This window comes from Ensifer sp. ENS11 (assembly GCF_014851895.1).
Classification (GTDB): Bacteria; Pseudomonadota; Alphaproteobacteria; order Rhizobiales; family Rhizobiaceae; genus Ensifer; species Ensifer canadensis.
Window position 1 is genome coordinate 1 of sequence record NZ_JACVAN010000018.1, and the last position, 26279, is coordinate 26279.

General features: G+C 61.6%; 21 protein-coding genes. 10 read left to right on the forward strand and 11 right to left on the reverse strand.

Annotation, left to right across the window (positions count from 1 at the left end; all coding sequences use genetic code 11):
* Positions 1 to 190: 190 nt before the first annotated feature.
* The gene (locus IB264_RS25900; RefSeq protein WP_025428318.1) at positions 191 to 2632 is read right to left on the reverse strand and encodes an FAD-dependent oxidoreductase; all 2442 of its coding nucleotides are present in this window, start codon (positions 2630 to 2632) and stop codon (positions 191 to 193) included.
* A 95-nt stretch (positions 2633 to 2727) separates the two neighbouring features.
* Between IB264_RS25900 and IB264_RS25905 the strand changes: the two genes are divergently transcribed.
* Positions 2728 to 3663, forward strand: coding sequence for a LysR substrate-binding domain-containing protein (locus tag IB264_RS25905; RefSeq protein ID WP_057207341.1), 936 nt, complete (start codon positions 2728 to 2730; stop codon positions 3661 to 3663).
* Here the strand turns inward: IB264_RS25905 and IB264_RS25910 are convergent.
* The 8 genes from IB264_RS25910 to IB264_RS25945 form a co-directional block, all read right to left on the reverse strand.
* Positions 3660 to 4943: an FAD-binding oxidoreductase gene (locus IB264_RS25910; RefSeq protein ID WP_057225005.1), complete on the reverse strand. Its 1284-nt coding sequence runs from the start codon at positions 4941 to 4943 to the stop codon at positions 3660 to 3662. The genes IB264_RS25905 and IB264_RS25910 overlap by 4 nt on opposite strands.
* Positions 4944 to 5021: 78 nt before the next feature.
* Positions 5022 to 5912, reverse strand: coding sequence for a formyltetrahydrofolate deformylase (gene purU, locus IB264_RS25915; protein ID WP_025428315.1), 891 nt, complete (start codon positions 5910 to 5912; stop codon positions 5022 to 5024).
* A 50-nt stretch (positions 5913 to 5962) separates the two neighbouring features.
* On the reverse strand, positions 5963 to 7102 hold the full coding sequence (locus IB264_RS25920) for an aldo/keto reductase (RefSeq protein ID WP_057225007.1): 1140 nt from the start codon (positions 7100 to 7102) through the stop codon (positions 5963 to 5965).
* A gap of 43 nt (positions 7103 to 7145) precedes the next feature.
* Entirely contained in the window at positions 7146 to 7880 is a 735-nt protein-coding gene (locus IB264_RS25925; protein ID WP_025428313.1) for an aspartate/glutamate racemase family protein, read from the reverse strand.
* 102 nt (positions 7881 to 7982) lie between these two features.
* Positions 7983 to 8822: a transporter substrate-binding domain-containing protein gene (locus IB264_RS25930; RefSeq protein WP_057207345.1), complete on the reverse strand. Its 840-nt coding sequence runs from the start codon at positions 8820 to 8822 to the stop codon at positions 7983 to 7985.
* 27 nt (positions 8823 to 8849) lie between these two features.
* Complete coding sequence (locus IB264_RS25935; protein WP_025428311.1) at positions 8850 to 9512, reverse strand: amino acid ABC transporter permease; 663 nt, start codon at positions 9510 to 9512, stop codon at positions 8850 to 8852.
* Entirely contained in the window at positions 9512 to 10156 is a 645-nt protein-coding gene (locus tag IB264_RS25940) for an amino acid ABC transporter permease (RefSeq protein WP_025428310.1), read from the reverse strand. The genes IB264_RS25935 and IB264_RS25940 overlap by 1 nt, the downstream gene beginning before the upstream one ends.
* Positions 10153 to 10926, reverse strand: coding sequence for an amino acid ABC transporter ATP-binding protein (locus IB264_RS25945; protein WP_192434412.1), 774 nt, complete (start codon positions 10924 to 10926; stop codon positions 10153 to 10155). The genes IB264_RS25940 and IB264_RS25945 overlap by 4 nt, the downstream gene beginning before the upstream one ends.
* A 772-nt stretch (positions 10927 to 11698) precedes the next feature.
* Here IB264_RS25945 and IB264_RS25950 point away from each other — a divergent pair.
* From IB264_RS25950 to IB264_RS25985, 8 genes are all read left to right on the forward strand, one after another.
* Positions 11699 to 13378 (forward strand): bifunctional diguanylate cyclase/phosphodiesterase, encoded by a 1680-nt coding sequence (locus IB264_RS25950; RefSeq protein ID WP_025428308.1) that lies wholly within the window; start codon positions 11699 to 11701, stop codon positions 13376 to 13378.
* Positions 13379 to 13517: 139 nt separating this feature from the next.
* On the forward strand, positions 13518 to 14036 hold the full coding sequence (locus IB264_RS25955) for a hypothetical protein (protein WP_025428307.1): 519 nt from the start codon (positions 13518 to 13520) through the stop codon (positions 14034 to 14036).
* Positions 14033 to 15211, forward strand: coding sequence for a class I SAM-dependent methyltransferase (locus IB264_RS25960; RefSeq protein ID WP_025428306.1), 1179 nt, complete (start codon positions 14033 to 14035; stop codon positions 15209 to 15211). The genes IB264_RS25955 and IB264_RS25960 overlap by 4 nt, the downstream gene beginning before the upstream one ends.
* A complete protein-coding gene (locus tag IB264_RS25965; RefSeq protein WP_025428305.1) occupies positions 15208 to 17568 on the forward strand; it encodes a SpoIIE family protein phosphatase in 2361 nt (786 codons plus the stop codon). The genes IB264_RS25960 and IB264_RS25965 overlap by 4 nt, the downstream gene beginning before the upstream one ends.
* A 4-nt stretch (positions 17569 to 17572) precedes the next feature.
* A complete protein-coding gene (locus tag IB264_RS25970) occupies positions 17573 to 18133 on the forward strand; it encodes an ATP-binding protein (RefSeq protein WP_025428304.1) in 561 nt (186 codons plus the stop codon).
* A gap of 13 nt (positions 18134 to 18146) precedes the next feature.
* The gene (locus tag IB264_RS25975; protein WP_025428303.1) at positions 18147 to 18485 is read left to right on the forward strand and encodes a hypothetical protein; all 339 of its coding nucleotides are present in this window, start codon (positions 18147 to 18149) and stop codon (positions 18483 to 18485) included.
* A 404-nt stretch (positions 18486 to 18889) separates the two neighbouring features.
* Positions 18890 to 19516, forward strand: coding sequence for a DUF1554 domain-containing protein (locus IB264_RS25980; RefSeq protein ID WP_025428302.1), 627 nt, complete (start codon positions 18890 to 18892; stop codon positions 19514 to 19516).
* 557 nt (positions 19517 to 20073) lie between these two features.
* A complete protein-coding gene (locus tag IB264_RS25985; RefSeq protein WP_057225009.1) occupies positions 20074 to 21522 on the forward strand; it encodes an MFS transporter in 1449 nt (482 codons plus the stop codon).
* A 73-nt stretch (positions 21523 to 21595) separates the two neighbouring features.
* Here IB264_RS25985 and IB264_RS25990 read toward each other — a convergent pair whose 3' ends face one another.
* Together IB264_RS25990 and IB264_RS25995 are read right to left on the reverse strand one after the other, a co-directional pair.
* Positions 21596 to 23527, reverse strand: a complete 1932-nt coding sequence (locus tag IB264_RS25990; RefSeq protein ID WP_057225011.1) for a DUF5054 domain-containing protein — start codon at positions 23525 to 23527, stop codon at positions 21596 to 21598.
* Between the two features lie 10 nt (positions 23528 to 23537).
* Positions 23538 to 24578 (reverse strand): LacI family DNA-binding transcriptional regulator, encoded by a 1041-nt coding sequence (locus IB264_RS25995; protein WP_025428298.1) that lies wholly within the window; start codon positions 24576 to 24578, stop codon positions 23538 to 23540.
* A gap of 290 nt (positions 24579 to 24868) precedes the next feature.
* Between IB264_RS25995 and IB264_RS26000 the strand changes: the two genes are divergently transcribed.
* A complete protein-coding gene (locus IB264_RS26000; RefSeq protein ID WP_025428297.1) occupies positions 24869 to 26230 on the forward strand; it encodes an extracellular solute-binding protein in 1362 nt (453 codons plus the stop codon).
* Positions 26231 to 26279 lie beyond the last annotated feature (49 nt).

A 26279-nucleotide genomic window follows, 5' to 3' on the forward strand; every position in this document is an offset into this window, starting at 1 on the left:
TCAGCCGCAGCGCCTCTTCCACCGAGATCTCGTCGAACGGGTTCATCGACATCTTCACGTTGGCAAGCTCGACACCCGAGCCGTCAGCCTTCACCCGGATCTTGACGTTGTAGTCAACCACCCGCTTAACCGTCACAAGTATTTTCATGGCCAACCCTTTCCGGCAATTTTCGTTGTCTGCTGACGGTGGTTACATCCGCCCGCGCTTAGCTTCGGGATCATAGGGCGATTCCGCGATGACGCGGGCCTTGCGCCGCTCGCCGAGGATCGGGACTTCGAGCTCCGTCCCCGGAACGCCAAGCTCGACCGGCAGTAATGCGAAGGCGACGTCGTGGCCGAGCGTGTAGGCATAACCGCCCGAGGTGATGCGCCCGACCAGCTTGCCCTGGTGGTAGACGCCCTCATAAATCAGCGAGCTTGCGCCATCGGTGTCGATCGCGATGGTGAAGGAACGACGGGCAATGCCCTCTTCCTTTGCCTTTGCCAGAGCGTCGCGGCCGATGAACTCGCCCTTGTCGAGGCGCACGAAGCGATCGAGGCTGCTTTCCCAGGCGCTGAGTTCCGGGTTCATGTCGCGATACATCGCCCGGTAGGACTTTTCGAGACGCAGCGATTCCAGCGCCTGCAGTCCGATCAGCCTCAGGCCATGGGCCTTACCGGCGGCTAGCAGCGCATCGAGCAGGTGTCGCTGGTAGCAGAGCGGATGATAGAGTTCCCAGCCGAGTTCGCCCTCGTAGTTGACGCGCAGCAGGCGGACGTCGCTGGCGAGCCCCACCGTGCCCGATTGCACCCCGAACCATGGGAACGCCTCGTTGGAGAGATCGATCTCGGTCAGCGATTGCAGCACGTCGCGCGCCTTCGGGCCAACGATGGTGAAGCAGCCGCGATCGTTGGTGACATTGCGAAGCTGGACGCTGCCATCCCTAGGCAGAAGCTTCGACAGATCGTCGAAATTCCAGCGCTCGGCTCGCGGCGTCGAAATCAGGTAGAACGAGCCGTCTTTCAGCCGGGCGACGACATATTCCGCCTGGACACCACCCTTCGGGGTCAGATGATGGCTGAGGTTGACGCGGCCGGTCTTCGGCAAACGGTTGGCAAGGATGCCGTCAAGCCAGGCTTCGGCGCCGGGGCCACTCACTTCGAACTTCGTCATCGGCGTCATTTCGACGAGGCCGACGGCATTTCTGACGGCGTGAACCTCCTCGCCGACATATTTGCCCTTCTCGGTCCAGCGCCAGCTGTACTGATCCTTAGCTTCTACGCCCTCAGGCGCGAACCAGTTCGGCATTTCCCAGCCGTTGAGTACACTCCAGACGGCGCCCTTCTCGGTCAACCGATCATAGGACGGTGCAGTCTTCTGCGGCCGGGCGGCCGGCATGTCCTGACCGGGATAGTGCTGTTCGGCATGGGTGCCCCAGGCTTCGCGCACCTTTTCGCGCGTCCAATTCTTGTTGGCGTAGTCGCCGAAGCGGCGCGGGTCGAGCTCGGAGGTATCGAGGCTGTTGCCGCCTTCGACGATACGCTCGGAGAGATAGTAACCGATCGCGCCACCCCAGAGGATGCCGCCGGGCACGCCTTCGGCGATCCAGACATTGTCGAGCCCCCAGGCCGGCCCCACCAGCGGCAGTTCGTCGGCAGTCATTTGGAAGGGACCGCGGACATTGGCCTTGATGCCGACGCGACCGAGCGCCGGCACGAGGTCCATTGCCCGCTCCCAGTTCCAGGCGACCGAATCGAAATCCTCTTCCAGCAGGTCGGCGCCGAACCATTCCGGCACGCCGTTTTCGGCAAACAGCTTCAGATGCTCTGTCTTCTCGTAGGGACCGAACATCAGGCCGTCGCCCTCCTCGCGCAGGTAGCCCTCGAACCCCTCGTCGCGCAGGATCGGCATCTCCGGCAGGCCCTGGCGCTTGCGCTCGATCACTTCAGGGACGGCATCGGTGATCCAGTATTGGTGGACGATCGGGATCGCTGGGATTTCGAGTCCGAGCATCGCGCCGGTCTGGCGCGCATAGTTGCCCGTCGCCGAAATGATATGTTCGCAGATGATCTCGCCCTGGTTGGTCTTGATCTTCCATTCGCCGCTCGGCATGCGCTCGAAGCCGCGCACCTCCGTGTTGAGATAGATCTTGGCGCCGCGATCGCGCGCGCCCTTGGCCATCGCCTGGGTGACGTCGGCCGGCGCGATGTGACCGTCATCAGGATGATAGAGCGCGCCGAGCATCTCCTTGTTGTTCTCAAGCAGCGGCCAGAGTTCGCGGGCTTCCGCCGGTGAGACGAGTTCGGCGCGAATGCCCTGAACCTCGGCAACGCTCATGTAGCTCTTGTACTCGTCGAAACGGTCGCGGGTATTGGCGATGCGCAACTGGCCGCATTTGTGCCAACCGACATGCTGGCCGGTTTCGGCTTCGAGGCCCTCGTAGATCTCGATGGTCTTGGCGATCATGCGGCCGATATTGATGCTGCGGGCATAGGACGGAATGAGGCCGGCGGCGTGCCAGGTCGAGCCGGCTGTCAGCTGCGTGCGTTCGAGCAGCGCGACATCGGTCCAGCCGCGCTTCGTCAGACCGTAGAGAATGGCTGCGCCGACGCAACCGCCACCGATGACCACAGCCCGTGCATGAGTTTGCATAAAGAGGTTCCCTTATGTGGAATTTTCAGCAACTTACAAACGGCTGGCACGCTTGTAATCTTGCTAAAAATTGTCCGGGGGCATAACCTCAGTTTATGCATAGACTCCGCTCGCTCGTCCCCTCCGCCAACTATCTCTTCGTCTTTGAGGCCGCCGCCCGGCGGCAGAGCTTTACCGGTGCTGCGGAAGAGCTGAATGTCAGCCAGCCGGCCGTCAGCAAGACGATCCGACTCCTGGAAGAGGCGACCGGCCTGAAACTCTTCCGCCGCGAACACGCCCGGCTGGAACTGACGGCCGAGGGCAAACGGCTCTACAAGGAAACCCAGGAAGCGTTCGACCATCTGCACATGGTGATCTCGTCGCTGAGGCAAAAGCACTCGCGTGATATCGTGCGCGTCTCGTTCTCCGCATCCTTCGTGCAATTGTGGCTTCTTCCCAGGCTGAAGGCCTTCAAGGCGCAGCATCCTGATATCGCCTTGCGCATTGCCGAAAGCAGCCGCGACGACCAGGACCTCTTGGAGGAGGATATCGATCTTTCTGCCCGGCTCGGGACCGGCAAATGGCCGGGTATTCACGCCTGGCATTTCGTCACCGAGGAAGTCTGGCCGGTGTGCAGCCCCGCCTATCTGAGAGAGCATGGGCCGATCGAAACCCCAGCCGACCTGCTCAACCACACGCTGCTGCATTTCGAGGAGCGACATCGCTCACGCGTCGGTTGGCGGGAATATCTCGAGCGCAATGAAGTCTCGGCCGCCAAGCTGACGCAGGATTTCGTCTTCACCGATGCACTCAATTCGATCGAGGCAGCCGTGCACGGGCAAGGCGTCGCGCTCGGCTGGAAGCATCTGGTGCACGACCACCTGAAGGCGGGCAAGCTCGTCTGCCCGATCCGGGCGAGCTATCACTCTGGCCAGAGCATCCATATCGTCATGCCTTCCCAGCGCCCGCCGAAGCGGGGCACCGAGATCTTTCGCGACTGGCTGATGGAGCAGAATGCCGACGCCGACATTTTCGCCGACGAGGTTGGTTAGAACCGCTCGCCGACGAAGTGGGCGACCTGGGCTCCTGCCTCGTAATAGACTTCCTTCAGACGCCGCATCGGCGGATCGCTCGGGTCGCTGAGCGGCAGCGGCAGCTCCGCCTCGGTGATCTCGCCCAGGATGTGACGCGCCAGCACCCGGCCGAACACCGTTCCCGGCGCGATGCCACGACCGTTATAGCCGGAAAAGCCGACGACATTCGGCGCGAAGCGGTGGAACCGTGGCAATGCATTGGTGGTCATGCCGATCTGGCCGTACCATTCGCACTCGAAATCGACCTTGCCCAATTGCGGGAAAAGCCGGGCAAGCGAGCGGCGGGCCCAGGCCTTGTGGACGGCCGCACCGCCGTTGCGCAAGGCACCGACGCTGCCGAACACCAGCCTGCCCGCCTTGTCCATGCGGAAGGACGAAAGGATTTCCTTGGTGTCCCAAACGCCTTCGCGGTTGGGCAGAATACTCGAGAGCAAGTCGGGTGCGAGCGGCCGCGTCGCAAGATTGAAATAGGGCAGATACACCTGCTCGGTCCGCACCCGTTCCCATGGGCCGGTGCTATAGGCATCAGTCGCGACGATGATCCAGTCCGCCGTCACGGACGCCCTGTCGGTCACCACCTTCCAGCCACTGCCGATCCGCTCCGTCGAGACGACCCGGCTCGAAGTGTGCAGGACAACGCCGGCGCGCTGGGCCGCATGCGCCAGGCCGCGCACATAGGCGAGCGGCTGCAAGGTGCCCGCCCGTCTGTCGAGCAGGGCGCCGGCATAGGCGGCCGTGCCGATCCTTGCGGCGGTCTCGGCCGCATCGAGAAGTTCGACCGGCGCGCCGCGCTTTTGCCATTGCGACGCACGGTCCTTGATCTCCCTCAGGCCGGCATCGCCGACGGCACAGTGCAGCGTGCCGTTGCGTTCGAGTTCGCAGGCGATCGCGTGCTTGTCGATCAGGTCGATCACGACGCGCGGCCCGTTGCCGAGCAGATCCAGCAGCCGCTCTCCATGCACATCGCCGAGCTCGCCTGGTAGATCGTCAGGCATCACCCACATGCCGGCATTGATCAGACCGACATTTCGGCCCGCACCGCCAAAGCCGATCTCCGCCCCCTCGAGCAGGATGACGCTGCGGCCGGCTTCCGCCAGATGCAGGGCAGCCGAAATGCCGGTGAAGCCGCCGCCGACGACGACCACATCGGCGAATGCGTCAGCGGCAAGCGGGCCGGTGACCGGCGGCGGCGGGGCGGTCTTTTCCCAAAGCCCATGGGAGCGGGGATCATTCAGCATCGTTCAGGTCCTTCGTGCGGGGGTGTCGCTCGTCTTTTCCCGCAACTTCCATCAATCATGACAATGATAACGCCGCCATCACTGTGTAAAGACCACCGTCCTGTGGCCGTTGAGCATGACGCGGTTTTCCAGGTGCATCTTCACCGCCCGGGCGAGAACCCGGCTTTCGATATCGCGGCCGGTGGCGACAAAATCCTCGGCACTCATCGAATGGCTGACCCGCTCCGTCTCCTGCTCGATGATCGGGCCCTCGTCGAGGTCGGGCGTGACATAATGCGCGGTCGCCCCGATCAGCTTGACGCCGCGCGCATGGGCCTGGTGATAGGGCTTGGCGCCCTTGAAGGACGGCAGGAACGAATGGTGGATATTGATGATCCTGCCGTAGAGCCGGTTCGACAGGTTGTCCGTAAGGACCTGCATGTAGCGGGCGAGGATAACGAGGTCGGCCTCCGTCTCACGCGCCAGATCGATCAGCCGCTGCTCCTGTTCGGCCTTGTTGTCCTTCGTCACTTTCCAGTGGTGATAGGGGATACCTCCGAGCTCGGAGGTCCTTGCGCTGTCGTCATGATTGGAGACGATGGCGACCACCTCGGCATTCAGCCAGCCGACGCGGATCTGGTAGAGCAGATGCAGCATCGCATGATCGAACCTCGAGACCATCACGATGATCTTCGGCCGCCGTGTCGCGTCGGCAACCGTGGCCCTCATGCCGAAGCGATCGATCGCCGGTTTCAGCGCCCGCTCGACACCGTCTCGCGACATGCCCAACGGACCGGTAAAGGCAATGCGCATGAAGAAGCAGTTGGTCTCGACGTCGCGGAACTGATTGCTTTCGACGATGTTGCCGCCGATCGCCGCAAGCTCGGTCGTCACCGCGGCAACGATGCCGGGCTGGTCGTCGCAGGCGAGCGTCAGGACGAATGAGGCAGCGGTGCCTGTTGATGTCAGGTTTGCGGGCATCACGGTCATGCCTCTTTCCTTTCGTGATAACGGTGGCCGGAATGGCGCGCCGTTGCGGCTCAGCTCTTGGATTTCGACTGGCCAAAGACGTAGTCGGTGACCCTGGGCAGAAAGGTCTCGCTGTAATACCCGCGCGGCTTGTCGCCGACCGCGACGCCGGCATTGAGAATGCCGGCCTGGTAATCGTCGGCAAACAGCGAATAAGGGTAGACGGGTTCAACCGCACTTGCCGCCTGCAACTGCCGGCGCAACTCGACGGGAATCGAAAAATCCAGTGCAGCCAGATTGTCGTCGAGCTGCTCGATCCGGCTTGCGCCGATGATGGCAGCACCGACGCCGGGCTGCGTCACCACCCAGTTCAGGGCGATTTGCGCCATGCTGCGGCCGACCTCGCCGGCAACCGCTTCGAGCGCAGCGACAATGCGCCTATTGCGTTCGGTAAAGAGCCCGAGCCCGCTGCCGGAGGCGTCGAGCGAAAGCCGCCCTGCGGCCTGCTGGCCGGCCCGGTATTTGCCGGAGAGCAAGCCCATGGCGAGTGGACTCCAGGCGGTGATGCCGAGGCCAAGCGTCTGGGCGAGCGGCACGAATTCGTTCTCGATGCTGCGTTCGGCCAGCGAATACGGTAGCTGCAGGCAGATCGGCGGCGTCAGCGCATGCGCCTCCGCCCAGGTCTGGGCGCGTGCCGCATACCAGCCCGGCACGTCGGAAAGCCCGGCGTAGCGGATCTTGCCCGCGCGCACGAGATCGTCGAATGTCCGCATGACCTCTTCGGCCGGTGTGATCCGATCCCAGGTGTGCAGCAGATAGAGGTCGATGTAGTCCGTTTTCAGCCGCCGCAATGAGGCGTCGACGGCGCGCATCAGGTTCTTGCGGCCGTTGCCGCCGGCATTCGGATTGCCGGGCTCGACGTTGTTGGAAAACTTGGTGGAAATCACCACCCGGTCGCGTATGCCCGCCTCGGCGACGAACTTGCCGATCAGTTCCTCGCTGACGCCAGCCGCGTAAGAATCGGCCGTGTCGATGAAGTTACCGCCGATCTCGAGGTAACGGTTGAAGATCGCGCGCGCGGCATCCTCGTCCGATCCCCACGAACCGCCGATACCCCGAATGCCGCCATTGCCGAAGGTCATCGTTCCGAGCGCGACCCGGCTGACCCGCAAGCCCGAGCGCCCGAGAAGGTAATAGTGGTCCATGGACATCAGTGGTTCCTGGTTTATCGCACGTGTTTGCCGCTGGCGCCGATCACATGTGGCCGTGGTGGCTCCGGCGGGCGACGCTTTGCTGGACGTGGTTGATCATGGTTATGAAGTCGAAGACCGGTCGACCGGTCGCCGTCTGCACCGCATGAGCATAGGGCGGCAGATCGCTGCATTCGAGCAGAATGGAGCGAACATCCGGGTTATCCTCGACGAGTTTGCGGGCAACCTCGGTCACTTCCCGCTCGATCTGAGCGCTGTCGAGCGTGCCTTTCTCCTCAAGAATGGCTTCGCGGAATTCCGTCTGCCCTTCCATGCCGGCAATCGCAAGAGGGATATGCCCTGGCACGTTGCTCGCCTCGAAGTGGCGCGGCGTCAGTCGGCTAGCATTGGCCGTGATGATGCCGACGCTGCCGCCGGCGGCCGCATGCATGAACGGGATCTGCATCAGGCTCGACAGAAACACCGGAATATCGACCGCGGCTGCAACCTCTTCCTGGAAATAGGCCATGAAACCACAGGCGCCGGTGATCGCCTTGACGCCGCGGTTCTGCAATTCGACGGCCGCTTCGATGAAGACGTCGCGAAGTGCGGGATCGCGCTGGTTGAGCAGCCGGTCGATCGAGGCGCCGCGCACCTCCTGGAAGCGGACCGGAAAGTCATAGGTGGTGGCGTTGCCGACATTGCCGGGCACGCAGGGGTACGCAGCATCGAGGATGAGGATGCCGATCTGCTCCCCGTACCACGACTGCGTCTTCCGCGTGACTGTGTAGACAGTCATCGTCTTGTCTCCGATATCAAATTGTTCGCTAACCGGCATACCTGCCGGGAGGGGGGACGGGAGCCTAGCGGCTCCCGCAACCTGTTGCGGCTGGCAACTATATTACTGGACCAGGCGCGGCGCGCCGGTCTCGGCCGCCGTACCGTCAAGGCCGTAGGATTTCAGGATGCCGACGATGGTGCCATCCGCATGCATCGCCTCGATCCCGGCATCCAGCGCGACACCCAGTTCCTTGGCGTTGAAGGAATAAGGGAACGCGGCCTGTGCGGCTTCCTTGGTCGCCCTCACCCGGTCGTCGGAGGCAGCGACCTTGACCTTGACGTCCTTGAGCGCACCGTTCTTTTCAGCGACGACGCCGGTCGAATAGCCGTCCACCGCCACGTCGATGCGGCCGGAGAACAGGTCCTGCTGCATGTTGACCGAATTCGGATAGAGCCTCAGCTTGGAACCGAGCATGGTCTTCAGGTCGGTGACCCAGAGATAGCCCTGCACTGTGCCGACCTGTTTGTCTTCAAGGTCGCCGACATCCGCGAAGCCGTTCTTGGAATAGATTGCCATCTGATCGGTGTAGAGCGGCGCCGAGAGGTTCATGACCTTGGCGCGCTCGGCCGTGCGGTACCAGTCGCCGGTGGCGATATCGGCCTGACCCGAAAGCACGTACTGGATGGCGGCGGCCGGATCGACGGCGACCGCCTTCACCTTCAGGCATTCGCGCTTGGCAAATTCCGCAGCGATATCGCCGTCGATGCCCTTCATGTTGCCGCTGTCGTCCAGGTAGGAATGCGGCACATAGGTTGTGACGGCAACCGTGAGCGTACCCTCTTCGATGGTGGCGAAGGTGTGTTTCGGTGTGCAATCCTGCGCAAGCGCCACCTGGCTCGATACGAGGAGGCCGGCGATGCCGGTCAGCAGAAGGCGGGTTTTGGTCGCAAATGTGGTCATGCCTGAATGCCCTTTCGTGGTGTTGGTTCAGCGTTGCGCGTAGGAGCCGGCGCGCTTTTCGACATGACTGACGAGGAGAGCGGCGGGGATGGAGATCGAGGCGTAGAGAACGCCGGCGGCTAGCAGCGCCGGGAAATAACGGAAGGTGTTCGAGCCGATTTCATAGGCGCGGCTGACGAGTTCCGGCAGCGCGATGGTGAAGCACAGCGACGTGCCCTGGAAGATCAGGATCGAGAAGGCGAGCAGCGCCGGAAGCGCGACGCGCAAGCCCTGCGGCAGCAGGACGTAGCGCAAGGCATCCAGTCGATTGAGACCAATTGCGACGGCCGCCTCGCGCTGGCCATGCGGGATCGACTGCAGGCTGGCGCGAATGATCTCGCTGGTATAGGCGCCGGTGTTCCAGGCAAGCGCGATGACGGCCGCGGTGAAGGACCCGAGCGTCAGGCCCGATGTCGGCAGGCCGAAATAGATGAACTGCAGCAGCACCAGCGCCGGCGCGCCGCGGCCGACCTCGACCAGGAACAGAGCCAGTATCTTTGTCAACCGGCTCTTGGCGAGCACGCCAAGTGCAAGCAGCAGCCCGAACGGAATGCCGATCAAGAGGCTGAGCACCGTGACCTGCAGGCTGATCGACAGACCCGACAGGAGATCGGGGAGCCAGGCGGAGAGTTCTTCGTAGCTCGGCAACATCAGCGGGCCACCTTTGCTTGCAGATAGCTGTCGGCGACGCGCGACAGCCAGGCGACCGGCAGGCTCAAAAGGATGTAGAACATGCCGACCAGAGCGAAGACTTCGAGACCGCGGAATGTCAGTTGCGACAGCTGGTTGCCCTGGAAGGCAAGTTCGCTGACGCCAATGGTCGAAGCCACGGCCGTCTCTTTCATCAGGCCGATCAGGTAGCTCGCCGCCGAAGGCAGAGCGACGCGGAAGGCCTGCGGGGCGACGACGTCGGTCAGCGTGGACCAGCGGCCAAGGTTCAGCGCCGACGACGCCTCCCATTGGCCGAAGTGTATCGAGGCCAGCGCGCCGCGGTAGATTTCCGCCATGTTGGCAGCCGCGATCAAGCCGAGCCCGGCCAGCGCCGCGTTGAACGGGCTGATCGGGAAGACGCTCATTCCCAGGCCGAAGAAGATGATGAACAGCCAGAGGATCGGCGGAATGCCGCGCACGATCTGGATGAGCACCATCGCCACGATCCGCAGCGGCAGGATGCGGCTCTGCCTGGCCGCCACCAGCGGCATCCCAAGCACGGCGCCGGCCAAGAACGCGCCGAGCGTCAGGGCGACCGTCCAGGGGAGCCCGCGCAATATGGCGAAGACGTCGGCCGTGCTCATCGGTCGTGCACCGCCCGAAGGAAGCGCTTGGTGCGCTCCTGCTGCGGATTGCGCATGACGTCTGCCGACGGCCCCTTCTCGATGATCTTGCCATCGGCCATGATCATCACCGTGTCGGAAACATTCTCGGCAAAGCTCATTTCGTGAGTGACAACGATCATCGTCATGCCGGTTTCTGCCAGTTCCCGCATGACAGCGAGGACTTCGAGGCCGAGTTCGGGATCGAGCGCAGAGGTCGGCTCGTCGAACAGCATCACTTCAGGGTCGAGTGCGAGCGCTCTCGCAATGGCGATGCGCTGCTGCTGGCCGCCGGAACAGCGGCCGGGATACTGTTGCGCCTTGTCGGCCAGGCCGACACGCTTCAGCAATTGCATCGACCGGTCGTCGGCGTTTCTGCGGCTGCGTCCGAGCACGCGCTCCTGCGCCAGGCTGACATTTCGCAACACCGTCATATGCGGAAAGAGGTTGAAGGACTGGAAGACCATGCCGACGCTGCGGCGCAGGGTCGAAAGTTCCAATCGCCCGGCGGGTGCGGCCGCGTTGAGCGAGATGTCGCCGATAGTGACATGGCCGCCATCCGGCGGCTCGAGATAGTTGATGCAGCGCAGCAGCGTGCTCTTGCCGGAGCCGCTCGGGCCGATGATCGCCAGCACCTCTCCGGGCATCACCTCAAGGTCAATGCCGTCGAGCACCGTGTGATTGCCGTAGTGTTTGCTCAACTTGTCGAGCTTGATAAGCGGCTTTCGCGCCCGGCCTTTTGCGGAAGGCATCCTTTTGGCGGCCAGAGCATCGTCTTCAGTCATTGTCGGTTTGCCACTCCCCAAGTGCAAGACAGCGCCATCCATGACGATTTCGCTCCACTGCAGGCACGGATCGACCCTGCGCCGGGCAGGCCGCGTCCTGTTCGCTGAATGTATTTTGATGTTTGTCGTGCGCCGCGGGGCGAACGACAGTCGTTCCCGTTCTTTTCTTGTGGATCACCATAACGATTCGACGTCTGGTCGGCAGACGACAAAAATTGCAGAGCCGCATAACCTGAGGTTATGCCATTGGTGGGAGCGTTACACTGTATTGCTTGGAAACCGATCGAACGCGTGAACTGCCAGGCGTTTGCGTGATGCGCAAAGCCATGCGAACGTCCTGCCGGTCAAACCAAAAATGGTTAATGCTGACGATCCGCGCTGTTGGCAAGATAACACTATTTTAACCACGACCGATGAGCAAAGCCTTCAGATCGCTAGATATCGCTATGCTTATTGAGTCGAACGAAAATTGCCTGCGTCGTCCGCAAGTGATAGAAAGAGCTACAGAATTGCAACCGAACAGAGAAGATTCTTGTGCTTGTACACCCGGTTCGACGCTCGGAGCTTCGGTGTCCAGCCGCACCATAGGCGAGCAGCATTGACCGCGACACTTTTCGCGATAGCTATGCATAAGGGTCGACTGAAATAGTACGACCATGTATTTCGAGCACGGCGTCTCGATCATATCAATGGTCACAGGCGGTCCAGTCAAAACCGCGACGGAAAGGGAAAGGCTAGAATGTCAGGTACTGACTCGACGTTGTCTGCTGCGTCTTCCGTGGACGATACCGTCCTTGGCAATACCGATGAGGTCATCTCGCTTTATGACGAGGCTCTTCATCTCGTCGGGGCCTCGGTCGCGCTTCAGCGAAGCTACGAGGTGGCTGAACTGGTCGATGCAACGCTCTGGCACGTCTACCCCGAATTGTTGGAGCCGGCCTCGAAGGCAATGGCAGAATCCGTTCTTGCCAATGGCGTTCCACGCAGCATCGAAATCATCGATGCGCCCAAACGATCACGGCGGACACTGCTCGTCTTTCGCGCCGGACATGGCATCGGCGTCATCGAGACGGACGGGGCATCGGTCCGGCGGGAAGCCGCGAGCCAGGGCGAAAACGAGCGTGCGCTGCTGCTTCACCAGGCGACGCACGATGCCCTGACTGGTTTGCCCAACCGGCGTCAGTTCAGCGATGATCTGCGAAGCGTATTGCCGGCGGTTCATGAAAAGAAGCCGGCGCTGATGCAGATCGACCTCGACGACTTCAAACCGATCAACGATACGCTCGGACACGGTGCCGGCGATGCGGTACTGAGGATGGCAGCCGAACGCATCCGCAGCGTTCTGCGCGACGGGGAGGTCGCCTACCGGCTTGCCGGAGACGAATTCGCGATCATTCAGCGCGACGCCGATCAGCCTATGGAAGCCGAGCGGCTGGCCAATGCTGTGGTCAACGCCTTCAAGGAGCCTTTCACGGTCGACGGCATTTCGGCGTTCGTGGGTGCGAGCATTGGCATCGCCGTTGCCCCGCCCGATGGCAACGAGGGCGAACAGTTGATGAAGGCCGCCGACATCGCCCTTTATGCGGCCAAGAAGGAGGGCCGCGGCCGCGCCAAAACCTTCAGCCGTTCGATGCTGATCGTGCTGGAACAACGGGAAATGCTGCGCCGAAGCCTGCGCACCGCGCTTCAGGAAAACCAGTTCTCCCTCGAGTATCAGCCTCTGGTGAAGCCGCCTTTCACCATTGTCGGTTTCGAGGCGTTGGTGCGGTGGCGTCATCCTTTGGTGGGCATCATTCCGCCCAATGTCTTCGTGCCGATGGCCGAAGCCGATGGGCTGATGAGCGATATCGGCCAGTGGGTGCTTGAGCAGGCCTGCCGCGAAGCAACCAAATGGCCCTCGCATTTTACCGTAGCCGTCAACCTGTCTCCGGCGCAGTTCCTGCACGACGGCTTCACTGATCGCGTGTCGCAGACGCTGGATATGGTCGGATTGCGGGCGGACCGGCTCGAACTCGAAGTGACCGAATCGGTTCTGCTTGAGAAGACGACCAACAATCTCGACACGCTCAATACGCTGAACGTCCTCGGCATTCAGATCTCGCTCGACGATTTCGGTACCTACTATTCATCGCTGAGTTATCTCAAGAACTTCCCGTTCGACACGATCAAGATCGACCGCTATTTCATCAAGGATCTGGAGAACGACGAGAAGAGCCAGGTGATCGTGCGTTCGATAATCGCGCTCGCGCACGGGCTGGGAATGTCAGTGACCGCGGAAGGCGTCGAAACGCGGGCGCAGGCCCTATGGCTGGACCACGAAGGCTGCGATCGATTGCAGGGGTATTTCCTTGGTGTTCCGATGCCGCCCAATACAATCGACAGTTACTTGCGCCAATCGTCGACGATGGAAATATCATAACACGGCGAGGGGCTATGCTGTCGGGTCGGCCACCGGCGCAAGGGCCGCCTGGCCGCTCACCGGTTTGCGTGCCTGATAAATCAGCCTAGAAGTGCCTGCGGGCCGTGGCAAAGTTCCGCAGATGGAGGACAAAGCAAGCATGGACGTCGGTAACAGTGTTCCAGCTGAAGCGATTTTTGAGCCCCTGCTCCAGTTCGAAATGGAGATGGGAACATTTCTCTCGGAGTGGCAGCATTGCGACCATCTCTCCAGCTATCTGGCCCGGATGATCAGCCACAACAGGACCGATCCGGTAAGGCATTCGAACTTCTTCTCGTCGGCGCTCAACGAACTGCTTGAAGTTTCGTTCCGCAGCGGCGCCGCCAGCGGTCACATCGGTCTGGCGATCTACCGACATGGCCCGATCGAGCGGGTTCAAATCACGTTCCCATGCCCAGCCGAACAGGTCCCGTTCTACCGCGAGGCGGTGTCGAAGGTTGATCGCAGCGATGCACATGCCCGCTATCTCGATTCCATATCGACCGACATGGCGCCCAGTCGCGAGTCCATCCTACTTGATCTCGCCATCAATTTCGACGCGAGCATCCGCATTGAGGAAAGCACATTGCACGCTGTCACGCTGATCGTCGACCTGCCGCTGGAAGGGCTGGTGAGTTGAGCGTCGCGGGCCTTTCTCCCAGTTTCAAGGCGGCGTTCGACGCCAACAGCCAGGTGTTTTCGCTCGCCGGCGTCATCCGGCCGCGGTCGGTCGACGAGATCGCCGATAGCATCGCAATGCTCAAGCAGGCGATCGACGGCGTGCGCGGCGTACTCTACGTCGACGTGAAACGCCTGATCCAGATGAATAACACCGCATTCCATGCCTTCGTGCGGGTTGCCCTCGACGCCTGCCGTGCCCGCGCCGACTTGCGCGTGGTGATCGTAACGTCGAGCGTCGTCGGCTGGGCCACCAGAATGTTCGGCCATCTCAACGAGATCGAGCCGCAGATTACAGTCGAGGTGTACGATTCGACGTTCTATCCCGGACAGAGCTTCGTCGAAGACACCAGCTTCATCCCGATCCTGAGAACCCAGACGAAGATGACCTGGCGGCACGAGCGTTCGATCCTGCCTCGGCACGGGCTGCGGCCCGGCATTGCCATGGCCGACGTCTGCTGCGGCATCGGCGACTTTGCTGTTCTCGTCCAGAAGGAATTCCAGCCGGCAAGGATCGTCGCCCTCGACCACTCCAAGGCCAGTCTTGCCTATGCACGCGAAGTGGCGACCAACTTCGGCATCACCGATATCGAGTACACCTACGGCGATGCATCAGAAATGCTGCTCGAGGACAACCAGTTCGACTTCGTGAGTTGCCGGCATTCGCTGCAGATTTTCAACGAACGGGAGCTGCTCCTGAAGGAGCTCTACCGGATCTGCAAACCCGGCGGACGTGTCTACATCACCAATGAAAAAAACTCCCATTGCCTCGGCGAGCCCCGCGCTCAAAGCATCCAGTGGACCTACAACGAAGTTGCCAAACTGTTCAGTCATTTTGAAATGGACGTCGAACTCGGACCGAAAAGCCGCCGTTACCTTGCCGATGCAGGTTTCGACGACATCCTGGTCGAATCGTTCATGGTGACGAATCACGACGGCGATCCGCAGGACTTCGCCGACGTGATCGCCGCCTGGGAACACGTCTATGCCGGCGAAATGGCTGTCCGGCGCGGTGATCCGCCGGAGTTCATCCAACGCTTCCGGCAGGGGTTCAGGGATCACATCTTTGCCGCGCTGCACCCCAAGGGCTATGCCGGCTGGCCGATCTGGGTCGCATCGGGACGCAAGCCGACATGAAGGAGCCCAGTACCCCAAGCTCCCGCCTCGGCTTGAGATCCTTCCGCGCCAAGTTCGTGCTCGTTGTCGGCGGCGCCGTGCTGTTCGACCTGATGGTGACCGGCGGCCTTGCCCTTTGGAACGTGCAGAGGCTGTCGCGGGATGCCGCGACGGAAGTCGGTCAGGGCCTGCAAAAGGCCAACCAAGACTATATGCGCTCCTACGCGGAATCGACCGCCGCCCGCGTCAACCTGCTTCTTGGCCAGGTTCATACCGATGTCGGAACGCTCGCAGGCGTTCTGCAGTCGCAGATCGATCGGCCGGTGCGCAAATCGCAAATCGGCGAGGCCCTTGCCCGCGGCGCACCCGGCGCCGTCACCGTCGTCTACGACGAGAAGGGCGGATGGGCTCAGAACCTGCCCGGCCCGCTCTCTGTGATCAGCGTCTGGGGATATCTTCTGGGGCCGGACCACCATCCGCTTCCTGACGTCCAGGCGGATATTGAGAACAGCGCGGTACTCGACCTCGTTGCGCCGAGCCTGCTGGAAAGCGGGCGCTCCAAACTGCAGATGTACTACATCGGCCCCAAGGAGCGGCCGATTTTCCGGACCGCGCCCTATACGGATCAGGCGCAAACCTTCGATCGGCTTTATCCCGGTCACAATCAGGCTGAATTCTGGACGTTCTTCTTCCCCGGCATCTATGAATCCTGGGAGCAATGGGCGAAGGATCCGAGCCTCAGGCCGGTGGCGAGCGATATTACCCAGACGGCGCCCTATACCGACGCGATCACCGGCAAGCTCATCGTCAGCTTCTTCCAGCCGCTGTGGTCCCGCGATCGAAAGACGGTGGCAGGCGCCGCCGGCGCCGACATCACGCTCGACCAGCTGGCCGAGGTCGTGCAGAACGTCAAGGTCGCCGAAAGCGGTTTTGGCTTCCTGGCAATGTCCGACGGCAATGTGCTCGCCATCAACCCTGCCGGCGAAAAGACGATCGGGCTGCAGACCTCAAGCGATACCGGCACACAAGGTGTGACCGGTGCCGACCGCTCGCTGCGCAAGAGTGCTCAGCAGGCCATTGCGCAATTACCGCTCGGGCAGGACGGCGTGATCCAGCGCGTCATGCTCGACGAGGCCGGCGAGAAAGTGCCTTATCTCGTTCTCCTGAAGCAGCTGCTGCCGGAGAATTTCTGGATGTCCGGCCCGGTTCGCAAGGAGACGATGTCGCTCGGCATCGTGGTTCCCGAGCGGGAAATCTATGCGTCGCTGTTTGCCGCCCAGACAGGTATCTCGCAGGCGACCAACCGCATTCTCGCCTATCAGATCCTGGCGCTGCTTGCGTCCTTGCTCTTCGTGACGGCGGCGGTGTTCGGCATCTCCAAGCGCGTGACCGCCGGCATCAGTGCGCTTGCCGGCGCCGCCAAGCGCATCCAGGCGAAGGACTACTCGGTCCGGGTGCCTATCTCGACGCGCGACGAAGTGGGCGAAGCCGGCACGGCCTTCAACCGGATGGCCGAAGAGATCAGCTTCCACACCGAGAACCTCGAGCATCTCGTCGAAGAGCGCACCAAGCAGATCGAGGAGGCCAATCAGCAGATCTCCGCCCTGAATAAGCAGTTGCGCAGTGAGAACCTGCGCCTGGGCGCCGAGTTGGCGGTCGCCCGGCAAATCCAGATGATGGTGCTGCCGAAAGCCGGCGAGCTCGACGAGATCGCAGAACTCGAAATTGCCGCCTATATGCGTCCCGCCGACGAAGTGGGTGGCGACTATTACGATGTTCTGCGCGATGGCGCACGGTTGAAGATCGGCATCGGCGACGTGACCGGCCACGGCCTTGAAAGCGGCGTATTGATGCTGATGGTCCAATCTGTCGCTCGTGCCTTGCAGGAAGCCGGCGACATGGATCCCAATCAATTCCTGAACCGCCTGAACCGGGCGATCTACAAGAACATCGTGCGCACCAACACCGACAAGCACCTTTCCCTCGCATTCCTCGATTATGATGGTGGCCGCCTGACGCTTTCCGGGCAGCACGAGGAACTGATCGTCGTTCGCAACAGCAAAGAGGTGGAGCGCATCGATACGCTGGATCTGGGCCTGCCGATCGGTCTGGAGTCGGATATCTCGCGTTTCGTCGCCACGCGCGAGGTCGCATTTGCCCGCGGCGACATGATCATCCTGCACACAGATGGTGTGACCGAGGCAGAGAACGCGGCGGGCGAATTGTTCGGCATCGAGCGGCTTTGCGACAGTGCGCGGCAGTTCTACGGACGCAGCGCCGAAGATGCGAAATCAGGTATCATCGAAGACTTGATGGCGCATATCGGCAAGCAGAAAATACACGACGACATTACCCTCGTGGTCATGAGACACAGGTGAGCAGATGACGACTTTGTACGGACCGGCGGACCTGACCAGGGGTGCCAACGAAAGCGTGACGCGGCTGCGCCTCTATGACGGCCAGCTCAATCTGAGCTGGAAACATTGCGCCATCGCCTCGGATTTCGTCGCCGAGCTGATCGCCATGCGCTACCGCGCCTCGCGCAATGCCTACAAGGAAGTTCGCCACAATATCGGCTACCTGACAAACGAGCTGGTCGAAAACGCGGTCAAGTTCCGTGCCACCGGCGGCATCATGGTCGAGGCCTCGATCGACGACAGCAACTTCCGTGCCAAGGTGTCGAATTTCGTCGATGGTGAGACTGCAGCCCGCTTCCAGGATCTGCTTTCCGAGATCACGACAGGTGATCCGGGCGACCTTCTGATCGAACGCATCGAAGCCAACGCAATCGGCACAGGCAAGAGTGGATCTGGTCTTGGTCTATTAACACTGATGAGCGATTATGGCGTCCGTTTCGCTTGGGTTTTCGGACCCAACGGCGACGGAGGCGGCATCGCGCTCGAGACTTATGCCTCGATCCCCGTCCCCGATATCTCGAACTGACAAGCAGGTGAACATGGAAATCAAGGACGAGGACTACCGCATTTGGTCCGAGGGCAATGACATACACTTCGAGGGAACCATGCGGCTTCCCGGTACGGAAGCCTATGCCCCTATCTTCTCCCTTGCCATGGGCGTGCTTGAGGCCGAGCCCGATCGCATGACGATCGACCTGACGGAGTTGCAGTTCCTGAACTCGTCGGGGATCAACCTGCTCGCAAAACTGACGATCGAGGCGCGCAACCGTCCGAACGTGCAATTGACCGTGCGCGGAACCTCCGAGATCCCGTGGCAGTCGAAGTCCCTACCCAATCTCAAGAAGCTCCATCCCGGCATCGACCTCAGGCTGAACTGAGCCGCGATTTGCCAGCCTGTCTCTTGCACAGGCTGCCTGCGGTCATCCGGGCAAATGCCCGGCTTGACCTACTGCGGTTTCCTTAAATCCTATTCGATTTAAGGAAACATGCAGCAATTCAAAGTGCTACAGCGACCTTTACGCGTCTAGTAGGACGCGCGGCGCTGTAGGCGCCAACGCCTTTCTGCGCCGAAACCGGCCTTTCCCTTCACACATTTTCTTCGGCGTCGGCAACCGGAGCCGACGGAAAAGGTGGACTGACAACAATGTCCCCTTTTGGCCGGGACGTCGAATGGACATCGCGACGACGCTTGTCGGCGGACGGTTCACAAGATTTCGATTTTACTCCGATCCAGGCTGCCCCTAGGCTTCATCCGGTTCAAACAGCACCGGGAGGAAACGCCATGAAACGCAGGCTCGTACTTGTCGCGGCCGCTCTGGCCTGCTCTATCGTCGGGGCCCACGCCCAAGACACGACGATGAGTTTCTTCGTCACCAGTGCAAATCCGGGCAAGGGCGGCAATCTTGGCGGTCTTGCCGGTGCCGATGCCTATTGCAACACGCTGGCCACGACGAGCGGCTCGACCGGCAAGACCTGGAAGGCCTATCTTTCCACCGACGCGGAAAATGCCAAGGACCGTATCGGCGCAGGCCCCTGGTACAATGCCAAGGGCGAAAAGATCGCCGACGATGTCGCCTCTCTGCATAGCGACAAGAACAACCTTACGAAGCAAACCGCACTCAACGAGAAGGGCGAGGTCATCAACGGCCGCGGCGACACGCCGAACCGGCACGACATTCTGACCGGCTCCAAGGCGGACGGCACTGCCGCGCCGGAGACCTGCGGCAACTGGACCCTGGGCGGGACCGACGGCGCGGCCATTGTCGGCCACAGCGACCGAACCGGCCTCAACGATAGCGCCGAAGCCAAGTCCTGGAACGCCTCGCATGCGACCCGCGGTGGCTGCACCCAGGAGGCCTTCAAGGGAACGGGCGGCGACGGCCTCTTTTACTGCTTCGCTGCGAACTGACCACGGCAGCCCACAAAATGTGCCCGCTCTACAGTACCGCATGGAGCAACGCCGCATCTCAGCAGGTCGCTGCGTGTCTCCTCAGGCTTCGGCGGGTTGCCGCCGACTTTCACGTGACATGAGCGGACGTCTCGTGGCGGCCAACTTGCAAAACAGTTTCGAATCCGACCGGGTCTCGATTTCATGCTCGACACGCTATGAGAATGATTACGGCCGGTGCAAGACCAGCATACGCCTTCCCGCCGGGTGTTCAGCTTGTGCGTCGCTATGGGCGCGCAGAAGTTCATGTCCGAGGTAAAGTGTTTCAAAGACTGCATCGATTGCGACAAATGCATCGACATCCACACGTCGGACGAGGCATATAGGGCGTTGGCGCCAACCGGTAGAGTGGCCCGCCCTTCTATCACCGCGATCCGCATTTAAAGCCGTGGATCGGCGAAACCGTGATCAGCTCTGAACCGCCCCTATGATGTCGTATTCCACTACAATCGAGCGCTCCCCTTCCTTCCCGTCGGTTATCCGTATCCTTGTTCGCAACACAGGCCGGTGCTGATCAGATGACGACGATCCCCTCCGGCACGGACGCTTCCGACGCATCCGCCAGCTTCAATTCCCGCATCGTCGCACTCGTCGTCGCCATCGCCTTCTTCATGCAGATGCTCGACGGGACGATCGTCATTACCTCGTTGCCGCAGATGGCGGCTTCCTTCGGCGTCCAGCCCGTCGCCATGAGCATCGGCATCACCGTCTATATGCTGACGATGGCGGCCTTCATTCCGCTCTCCGGCTGGCTCGGCGATCGCTTCGGGGCGCGCAACGTCTTCCTCGTCGCGATCGCCATTTTTACCCTCGCGTCGCTCTTTTGTGGATTGTCGGGAAGCCTCGGCCAGTTCATCGCTGCACGCGCGGTGCAGGGCATCGGCGGCGCGTTGATGACGCCGGTCGGCCGGATCATCGTGTTGAAGAACGCCCGCAAGTCGGAGCTTGTCGGCGCGATCGCGCTCATCACCTGGCCGGCACTGATTGCCCCGGTCGTAGGCCCGCTTCTCGGCAGCGTCATCACTACTTACTTCAGCTGGCACTGGAATTTTCTGATCAACATCCCGATCGGACTGATCGGCCTGGCGCTGGTGCTGCGTTTCGTTCCGGATCAGCGCGAGGAAGCGACGCGCCGCCTCGACGCCAAGGGCTTCGGGTTGTCGTCGACCAGCCTCACACTGGTTCTGGCCGGGCTCGAAGCCTTCGTCCACGGCACAGCCAATGCATTGGCGATCGTCCTGCTGCTGGCAACAGGTGCTGCCATCGGGGTCTTGGCGACACGGCACTTCAAGTCAATCACCAATCCGCTGCTTAATCTCTCCGCCTTGAAGGTTCAGACCTTTGCTATGTCGACACTGTCGGCCGGCACCGCCTGCCGGGTCGCGATCAATGCGACGCCATTTCTGATTCCGCTGCTCTTCCAGGTCGGCTTCGGCCTCGCTCCGATCCAGACCGGCATCTATGTGCTCGCCTACTTCGCCGGAAATCTCGCGATGAAAACGGCGACCACGCCGTTGCTGCGCCGTTTCGGCTTCCGCAGCATACTCGTCGGCAATGGCCTGCTCGCCTCACTGGCGATCGGCGCCTGCGCGATGCTTTCAACGGATACGCCACAACTGCTGACGCTTCTGCTGCTATTTGCTGCCGGGCTCTTCCGCTCGATGCAGTTTACCGCACTCAATACCCTTGGCTTTGCCGATATCAACGCGAGCCAGCGCAGCTCGGCGTCAACCCTGTCGAGCATGCTCCAGCAGGTGGCCATGCTTCTGGGCGTTGCGGTTGCCGCCGCCGTTCTCAATCTGTCGCAAGCCCTTCGCGGCGGCGAAACGGCAGCCCTTGCGGACTTCCGCTGGGCGTTTCTGGTGGTTGCGTCGATCGGCATCGTCTCGAGCTTGCGTTTTCTTGGCCTGCCTCGGGAGGCGGGCGCCGAGGTTTCCGGGCATACAACCCGACCTCGCACAACGTAGGCATTCGAACGGGCTAGCTCGCATGCCCGGGCAGCAGCGCTCTCATCTCAATCGCCGCCCGTCGGCTTCGCATTCAGTCGTCCAATCGCAGCCGGAAGCGGGCGGAAAAATCGCCCTCCCACCACATCGGGAAGTTCGTTCCCCACTTGTTGTTGTGGATGTTGAAACGAACGCCTTCGCTGAAGTCCGGCAATGTCTTGCAGAACGTCATAAAGTCCCAAGCCTCGGGCGCGACCAGGGGCGTGTCGAGCGGCTCGATCGACAACGAACCACCCGAAGCAAGATCGCCGCGAACGCCGGTGACCGCCTGAAGTTGCGCGCCGCCACCGGCAGCGGCGTTGCCGGATTTGTGCCAGAGCCCCATTTTTCGCAGGCTCCACGCGACATCGCCTGCTGGCATAAAGGAGAGAAAGCTCGCCTCCGGCATGCGGTTGGCGCTTTTTTCGTGCAAGGTCAGGTGAAGTTCGAGCGTGTCGTCTTCGCCTGAGAAGGCGAGAGCGACATGGCGCGGCGCGCCGTAACCGGCAACCGCCTGCTCAGGCATGGACAGGAGCAGGCCGGATGCGTCCGCTGCCTGAAAGGTCGGCGTAAAGACACGGGACAGAGCCGCGCCGGACCGGGCAAGACCCGGCTTGTCGTGATCGAGGATCGCCCATTCCTGGCGATGAGTCAGATAGGTGTCCATGTGCCTGTTGACGTCGGTAGCGTCATAGCTCTCGTAGCGATAGGCGATCAGCGGACCTGACCGGCCAGCCATGTACTTCCCGGACGGGGCAGTCAGCGAAAGAATGTCTCCGGTCGAAGGTTCGAGCTCGATCGACCAGCTGCCACAGGCGAGACTGGTCCGCCTGTCTCCTCTGGCTATCAGGGCCGGTACGGTCAATTCGGCCAAGGCGGCATCGGCTGCCGCTGCGTCCGGGCCGTCGAGCACTGAGCGAGCGTCATCAAGATAGGCGCGCTGTTCGCGCCAGGAGGCTTCCGTATAGGCAAAGCGGTGGTCGGTCTTGCGGGCGGCCTCAAAGTCGGGCCGAGACCAGGCCGTGTCGTCGCGCAGATAGGATTTGATATCGACGCCGCAGGTATGTTCGGCCGCCATCGTCAGCTTCTGCCCGAAAGCCAGGCGGCTGGCGGTCAGGCCTTCGGCTGCGAACCGGTCGTAAAGCCGTTGAAGCGCTAGGAAACGGGCGGTCTTTACCGGATCGGAGGCGCTGCCGTGGATCCAGCTGTCGCCAAGCTCGTGCTCGACGACGGGAAAAGCTTCCCGCGCATCCCAGATCAACGCGCCATAATCTTCGAGCGTTGCCGCGCGGACGGTCGCATCCGGCTGTTCGCGGCGCATGTCGCGATAGACCTCGGCGGTCTGCGGCACGCTTTGCGGACCGATATTGTCGCTTGTGTGGGCAAAGCTCAGGCCGTCGGCAAAACCTTCGGGGAAATAAGTCTCCCCATAGGATCGCTGATACATGACGACGATTTCTGCGCCGCCGGGCGCACGCCAGCGAAAGATGTCAGGTGTTTCAGGCGGCGGCGACGCGGTGTTGACGCCGAGATGCAGGAAGCGAATGCCGGCCTCGGCCAGCAGCGGCACCATGCCGAGCGTATGCCCCGGCACGTCCGTCATCTTGCCCGCAATCGTCTTCTTGCCGAACCTCCGATCGAGTTCCTGTGAATAGGAAAGGCCGGCGCGAAAGAGCTCCGGCGACATCAACTCCGTATGTGTGGTGAACGGCAGGCCATGCCAGCGGATCAGTCCGAGATCGATTGCCCGCTCGAGCTTCTTCACCTCCGCGGCCGAACGCGACGTCAGGTGATCCCAGATCAGCCAGGCACCGGTCGTCCAGACGAACTTCGGATCTCGCGGATCCTCGGCATAAAAATGCTCGGCCGTCTCGATCGCCTGCGGAATGAACCGGTCGTGGTACTGGCGACGCACCTTTTCCGCGTGATCGGTGAAGCCAATGTCGAGATGGGTCTTGAAGACCAGATGCACGCGTTTTTCTGTCATGTTCTTCCATTCAGCCGACGGTGCCGCGAACGACGAGGCGGGTGGTCAGGGTTTCGACCAGGGAGTCGGCATCCGGCGTCTTGAGACGTCGAAGGATCAACCGGACAAGGGCGCGAACGCGATCGTCGAGATCGATGCGGACGGTGGTCAAATTGTAACTTTTCCAATGTGCCTGCGGGATGTCGTCGAAGCCGACGACCTTGACATCGCCAGGCACTGAAAGGCCGAGTTCGTGCCTGAGGGCATCGATCGCGCCGAACGCCCCGACGTCGTTGGCCGCAAAGATCGCATCGGCGCCGGATCCGACCCGGAAGAGATCAAGCGTCGAGCGATAGGCGGTGTCGTAGGTGTAGTCACCGGGGACGATAACCGGCGGCGCCATGCCGCGCTCGGCCAGCACCTGCGCGATCATCCGCTCGCGTTCGGTATTGGCAAGGGATTGCTTCTTGCCGCCGAGATAGGCGATGCGACGGGCACCATAGCCTTGCAGCAAGGCGACCGCCTGTTCGATGCCGTCCTTCTGCCGCACGAGAAGACGGTCATAGAGTGTTTCGGACGCCCTGCCGGCAAACGCATCCGCGTCGTCATAGATCACGTAGATCGGAACGGCACGATCGAGAAAGCCGCTCAGAACATCAGGCTCGATATTCTCGGTAAAGGCGATGACCGAGTCGGGATTGAAGCCGCGCATATAGGTCAGCAGCATCGGGTCCATGCTGAAATCGGCTTTCGCCTTGAACAGAAGTGTCGCGAAGCCCTCTGCCTGCAGCGCGGTCGTCAAGGCGTCGATCTCCTGGCTTTCCCAGGGGCTGCAGACATCGGGAACGATCATGCCGACGAGATGCGAGCGCCTGGTTACCAGCGAACGCGCGGCCATGTCAGGCGTATAGTTCAACTCACGTGCCACCTTCAGGATGCGATCTCGCTTCTCCGGCTTCAGGGACGCATTCGGATTGAAGGCGCGCGAGACAGCGACGCGCGAGACATTGGCCTCTCGTGCCACCAGATCGGCCGTGGCGCGTCCTGCTTTCCTGTCGGTTTTCTCGCTCATGGGGTAGTGCTCTGCGCAAAAATGAAAACGTGTTCAATTCAACCTGCACCAATGATCGCGCTTCCGTCAAGATGTCAGTAGAAATCACCTCATAGACGGCAAAACCCGGAGAGCATGAACTCGTATAAGCCTCATCACCAGAATCCACTTCATGGCGTGTTGACAAAAATGAAAGCGTGTTCATTCTTAAGTTCAGACGGGATGGGATTGACCGGAGGAGGCCGATTCCAGCCCGGATGCACCGCAGCCGAAACGGTCCGGAGAACCGGACCACCGTGGGAGGAGTTTCAATGCGCAGAAGGATTCAGTCATATTTGCTGAGCGCGGCGGCCATCATGGCCCTGTCCGGGCCGGCGATGGCAACCGAGCTCAACATCACCTGCCGATGCGTTGTCGGAGGGGTCAACAGCGGCATGGCCGAGTGGATCGAAAACAAGGTCATTCCGGCCTTTACCGCCAAGATGAAGGCCGAAGGCAAGGACGTCACCGTCAAGCTCAATCAGTTCGGCGGCGAGGACGAGCAGCTGACACAGCAGCTGGCGCTTGACTTCTCCACCGGTGCTGGCCCGGATGTCTCCGGCTTCGATGGCTTCCTGATCCCGAGCTTCGTCCAGGGCGGGCTGTTGAAATCGCTTGAAGAAGTGGCCGGCGCCGACGTCAATGCCTGGGAAGGCTGGAGCCACATTTCCGACGGCACCAAGGCGTTGATGAGCTATCAGGGCAAGCCTTACGGCATCGCGCTCGGCACCGACGCGCGCATGATCTTCGTGCGCAAGGACCTGTTCCAGAAGGCGGGCCTCGACGCGGCGACGTGGCAGCCGAAATCCTGGGACGAACTGCTCGACGCCGCGCGCAAGATCAAGGCGGCGGCGCCGGATTCCTTCCCGCTGCAGCTGAATGCCGGCGTCTCCATGGGCGAGGCCACCACCATGCAGGGCTACTGGATGGCGCTGCTCGGCACCGGCGAGCAGGTCACAGACGATGCCGGCAAATACATCGTCTCCAGCCAGGGCATCCTCGATACACTGAAGCTCTACAAGACCATCTATGTCGACGACAAGCTCGGCGACCAGCGCGCCCAGCTCTTGGCCGACGGGCGCAATCGAACCTTCGCCAACTTCCGCGACGGCAAGACCGCGATGCTGGTGGAGGGCGACTGGTTCTATCGTTCCGTCACCGCACCGGACGCCGAGTTCGCGGTCGCCGACCGTGACAATGTCATGACCTGGAAGAAGATGCCGGCGGCGCAACCAGGCAAGGGCCTGCGCGGCCAGGACTTCGTCACCATGTCCGGCGGCACCGGCTTCGTCATCAACCCGCATACCGACGCCCCGAAGGAATCCTGGGAGCTCTTGTCTTTCATGAACAGCCAGGAGCAGCTCACCGCCTTCCAGGAGATCCAGCCGGCGATCCGCATTCGAAACGACGTCACCATCCCCAACTCGCCGTTCCTGACCGAGACCGCCGAGGTCCTGCTGCCCATCACCACGGCACGTCCCAATGACGCCAACTACAACAAAGTCTCGACCGAAATCCAGCGCATGACCGAAAGCGTCGTCTCGGGCGAACTGTCGCCGGAAGACGCGATGGCCCAGTACAAGGCCGCCGTGATCGCCATCGTCGGTGAAGAGAACACGGTCAGCCGTCTCTGATCGGGCCTAATATCACCGGTCGGCCGATCGGCCGGCCGGTGATCTTGCC

Excerpts from the sequence above, each read along its gene's own strand:
- IB264_RS25900 (WP_025428318.1), bottom strand. The coding sequence starts at position 2,632 with ATGCAAACTCATGCACGGGCTGTGGTCATCGGTGGCGGTTGCGTCGGC.
- IB264_RS25905 (WP_057207341.1), top strand. The coding sequence starts at position 2,728 with ATGCATAGACTCCGCTCGCTCGTCCCCTCCGCCAACTATCTCTTCGTC.
- IB264_RS25910 (WP_057225005.1), bottom strand. The coding sequence starts at position 4,943 with ATGCTGAATGATCCCCGCTCCCATGGGCTTTGGGAAAAGACCGCCCCG.
- purU (WP_025428315.1), bottom strand. The coding sequence starts at position 5,912 with ATGACCGTGATGCCCGCAAACCTGACATCAACAGGCACCGCTGCCTCA.
- IB264_RS25920 (WP_057225007.1), bottom strand. The coding sequence starts at position 7,102 with ATGTCCATGGACCACTATTACCTTCTCGGGCGCTCGGGCTTGCGGGTC.
- IB264_RS25925 (WP_025428313.1), bottom strand. The coding sequence starts at position 7,880 with ATGACTGTCTACACAGTCACGCGGAAGACGCAGTCGTGGTACGGGGAG.
- IB264_RS25930 (WP_057207345.1), bottom strand. The coding sequence starts at position 8,822 with ATGACCACATTTGCGACCAAAACCCGCCTTCTGCTGACCGGCATCGCC.
- IB264_RS25935 (WP_025428311.1), bottom strand. The coding sequence starts at position 9,512 with ATGTTGCCGAGCTACGAAGAACTCTCCGCCTGGCTCCCCGATCTCCTG.
- IB264_RS25940 (WP_025428310.1), bottom strand. The coding sequence starts at position 10,156 with ATGAGCACGGCCGACGTCTTCGCCATATTGCGCGGGCTCCCCTGGACG.
- IB264_RS25945 (WP_192434412.1), bottom strand. The coding sequence starts at position 10,926 with ATGCCTTCCGCAAAAGGCCGGGCGCGAAAGCCGCTTATCAAGCTCGAC.
- IB264_RS25950 (WP_025428308.1), top strand. The coding sequence starts at position 11,699 with ATGTCAGGTACTGACTCGACGTTGTCTGCTGCGTCTTCCGTGGACGAT.
- IB264_RS25955 (WP_025428307.1), top strand. The coding sequence starts at position 13,518 with ATGGACGTCGGTAACAGTGTTCCAGCTGAAGCGATTTTTGAGCCCCTG.
- IB264_RS25965 (WP_025428305.1), top strand. The coding sequence starts at position 15,208 with ATGAAGGAGCCCAGTACCCCAAGCTCCCGCCTCGGCTTGAGATCCTTC.
- IB264_RS25970 (WP_025428304.1), top strand. The coding sequence starts at position 17,573 with ATGACGACTTTGTACGGACCGGCGGACCTGACCAGGGGTGCCAACGAA.
- IB264_RS25975 (WP_025428303.1), top strand. The coding sequence starts at position 18,147 with ATGGAAATCAAGGACGAGGACTACCGCATTTGGTCCGAGGGCAATGAC.
- IB264_RS25980 (WP_025428302.1), top strand. The coding sequence starts at position 18,890 with ATGAAACGCAGGCTCGTACTTGTCGCGGCCGCTCTGGCCTGCTCTATC.
- IB264_RS25985 (WP_057225009.1), top strand. The coding sequence starts at position 20,074 with ATGACGACGATCCCCTCCGGCACGGACGCTTCCGACGCATCCGCCAGC.
- IB264_RS25990 (WP_057225011.1), bottom strand. The coding sequence starts at position 23,527 with ATGACAGAAAAACGCGTGCATCTGGTCTTCAAGACCCATCTCGACATT.
- IB264_RS25995 (WP_025428298.1), bottom strand. The coding sequence starts at position 24,578 with ATGAGCGAGAAAACCGACAGGAAAGCAGGACGCGCCACGGCCGATCTG.
- IB264_RS26000 (WP_025428297.1), top strand. The coding sequence starts at position 24,869 with ATGCGCAGAAGGATTCAGTCATATTTGCTGAGCGCGGCGGCCATCATG.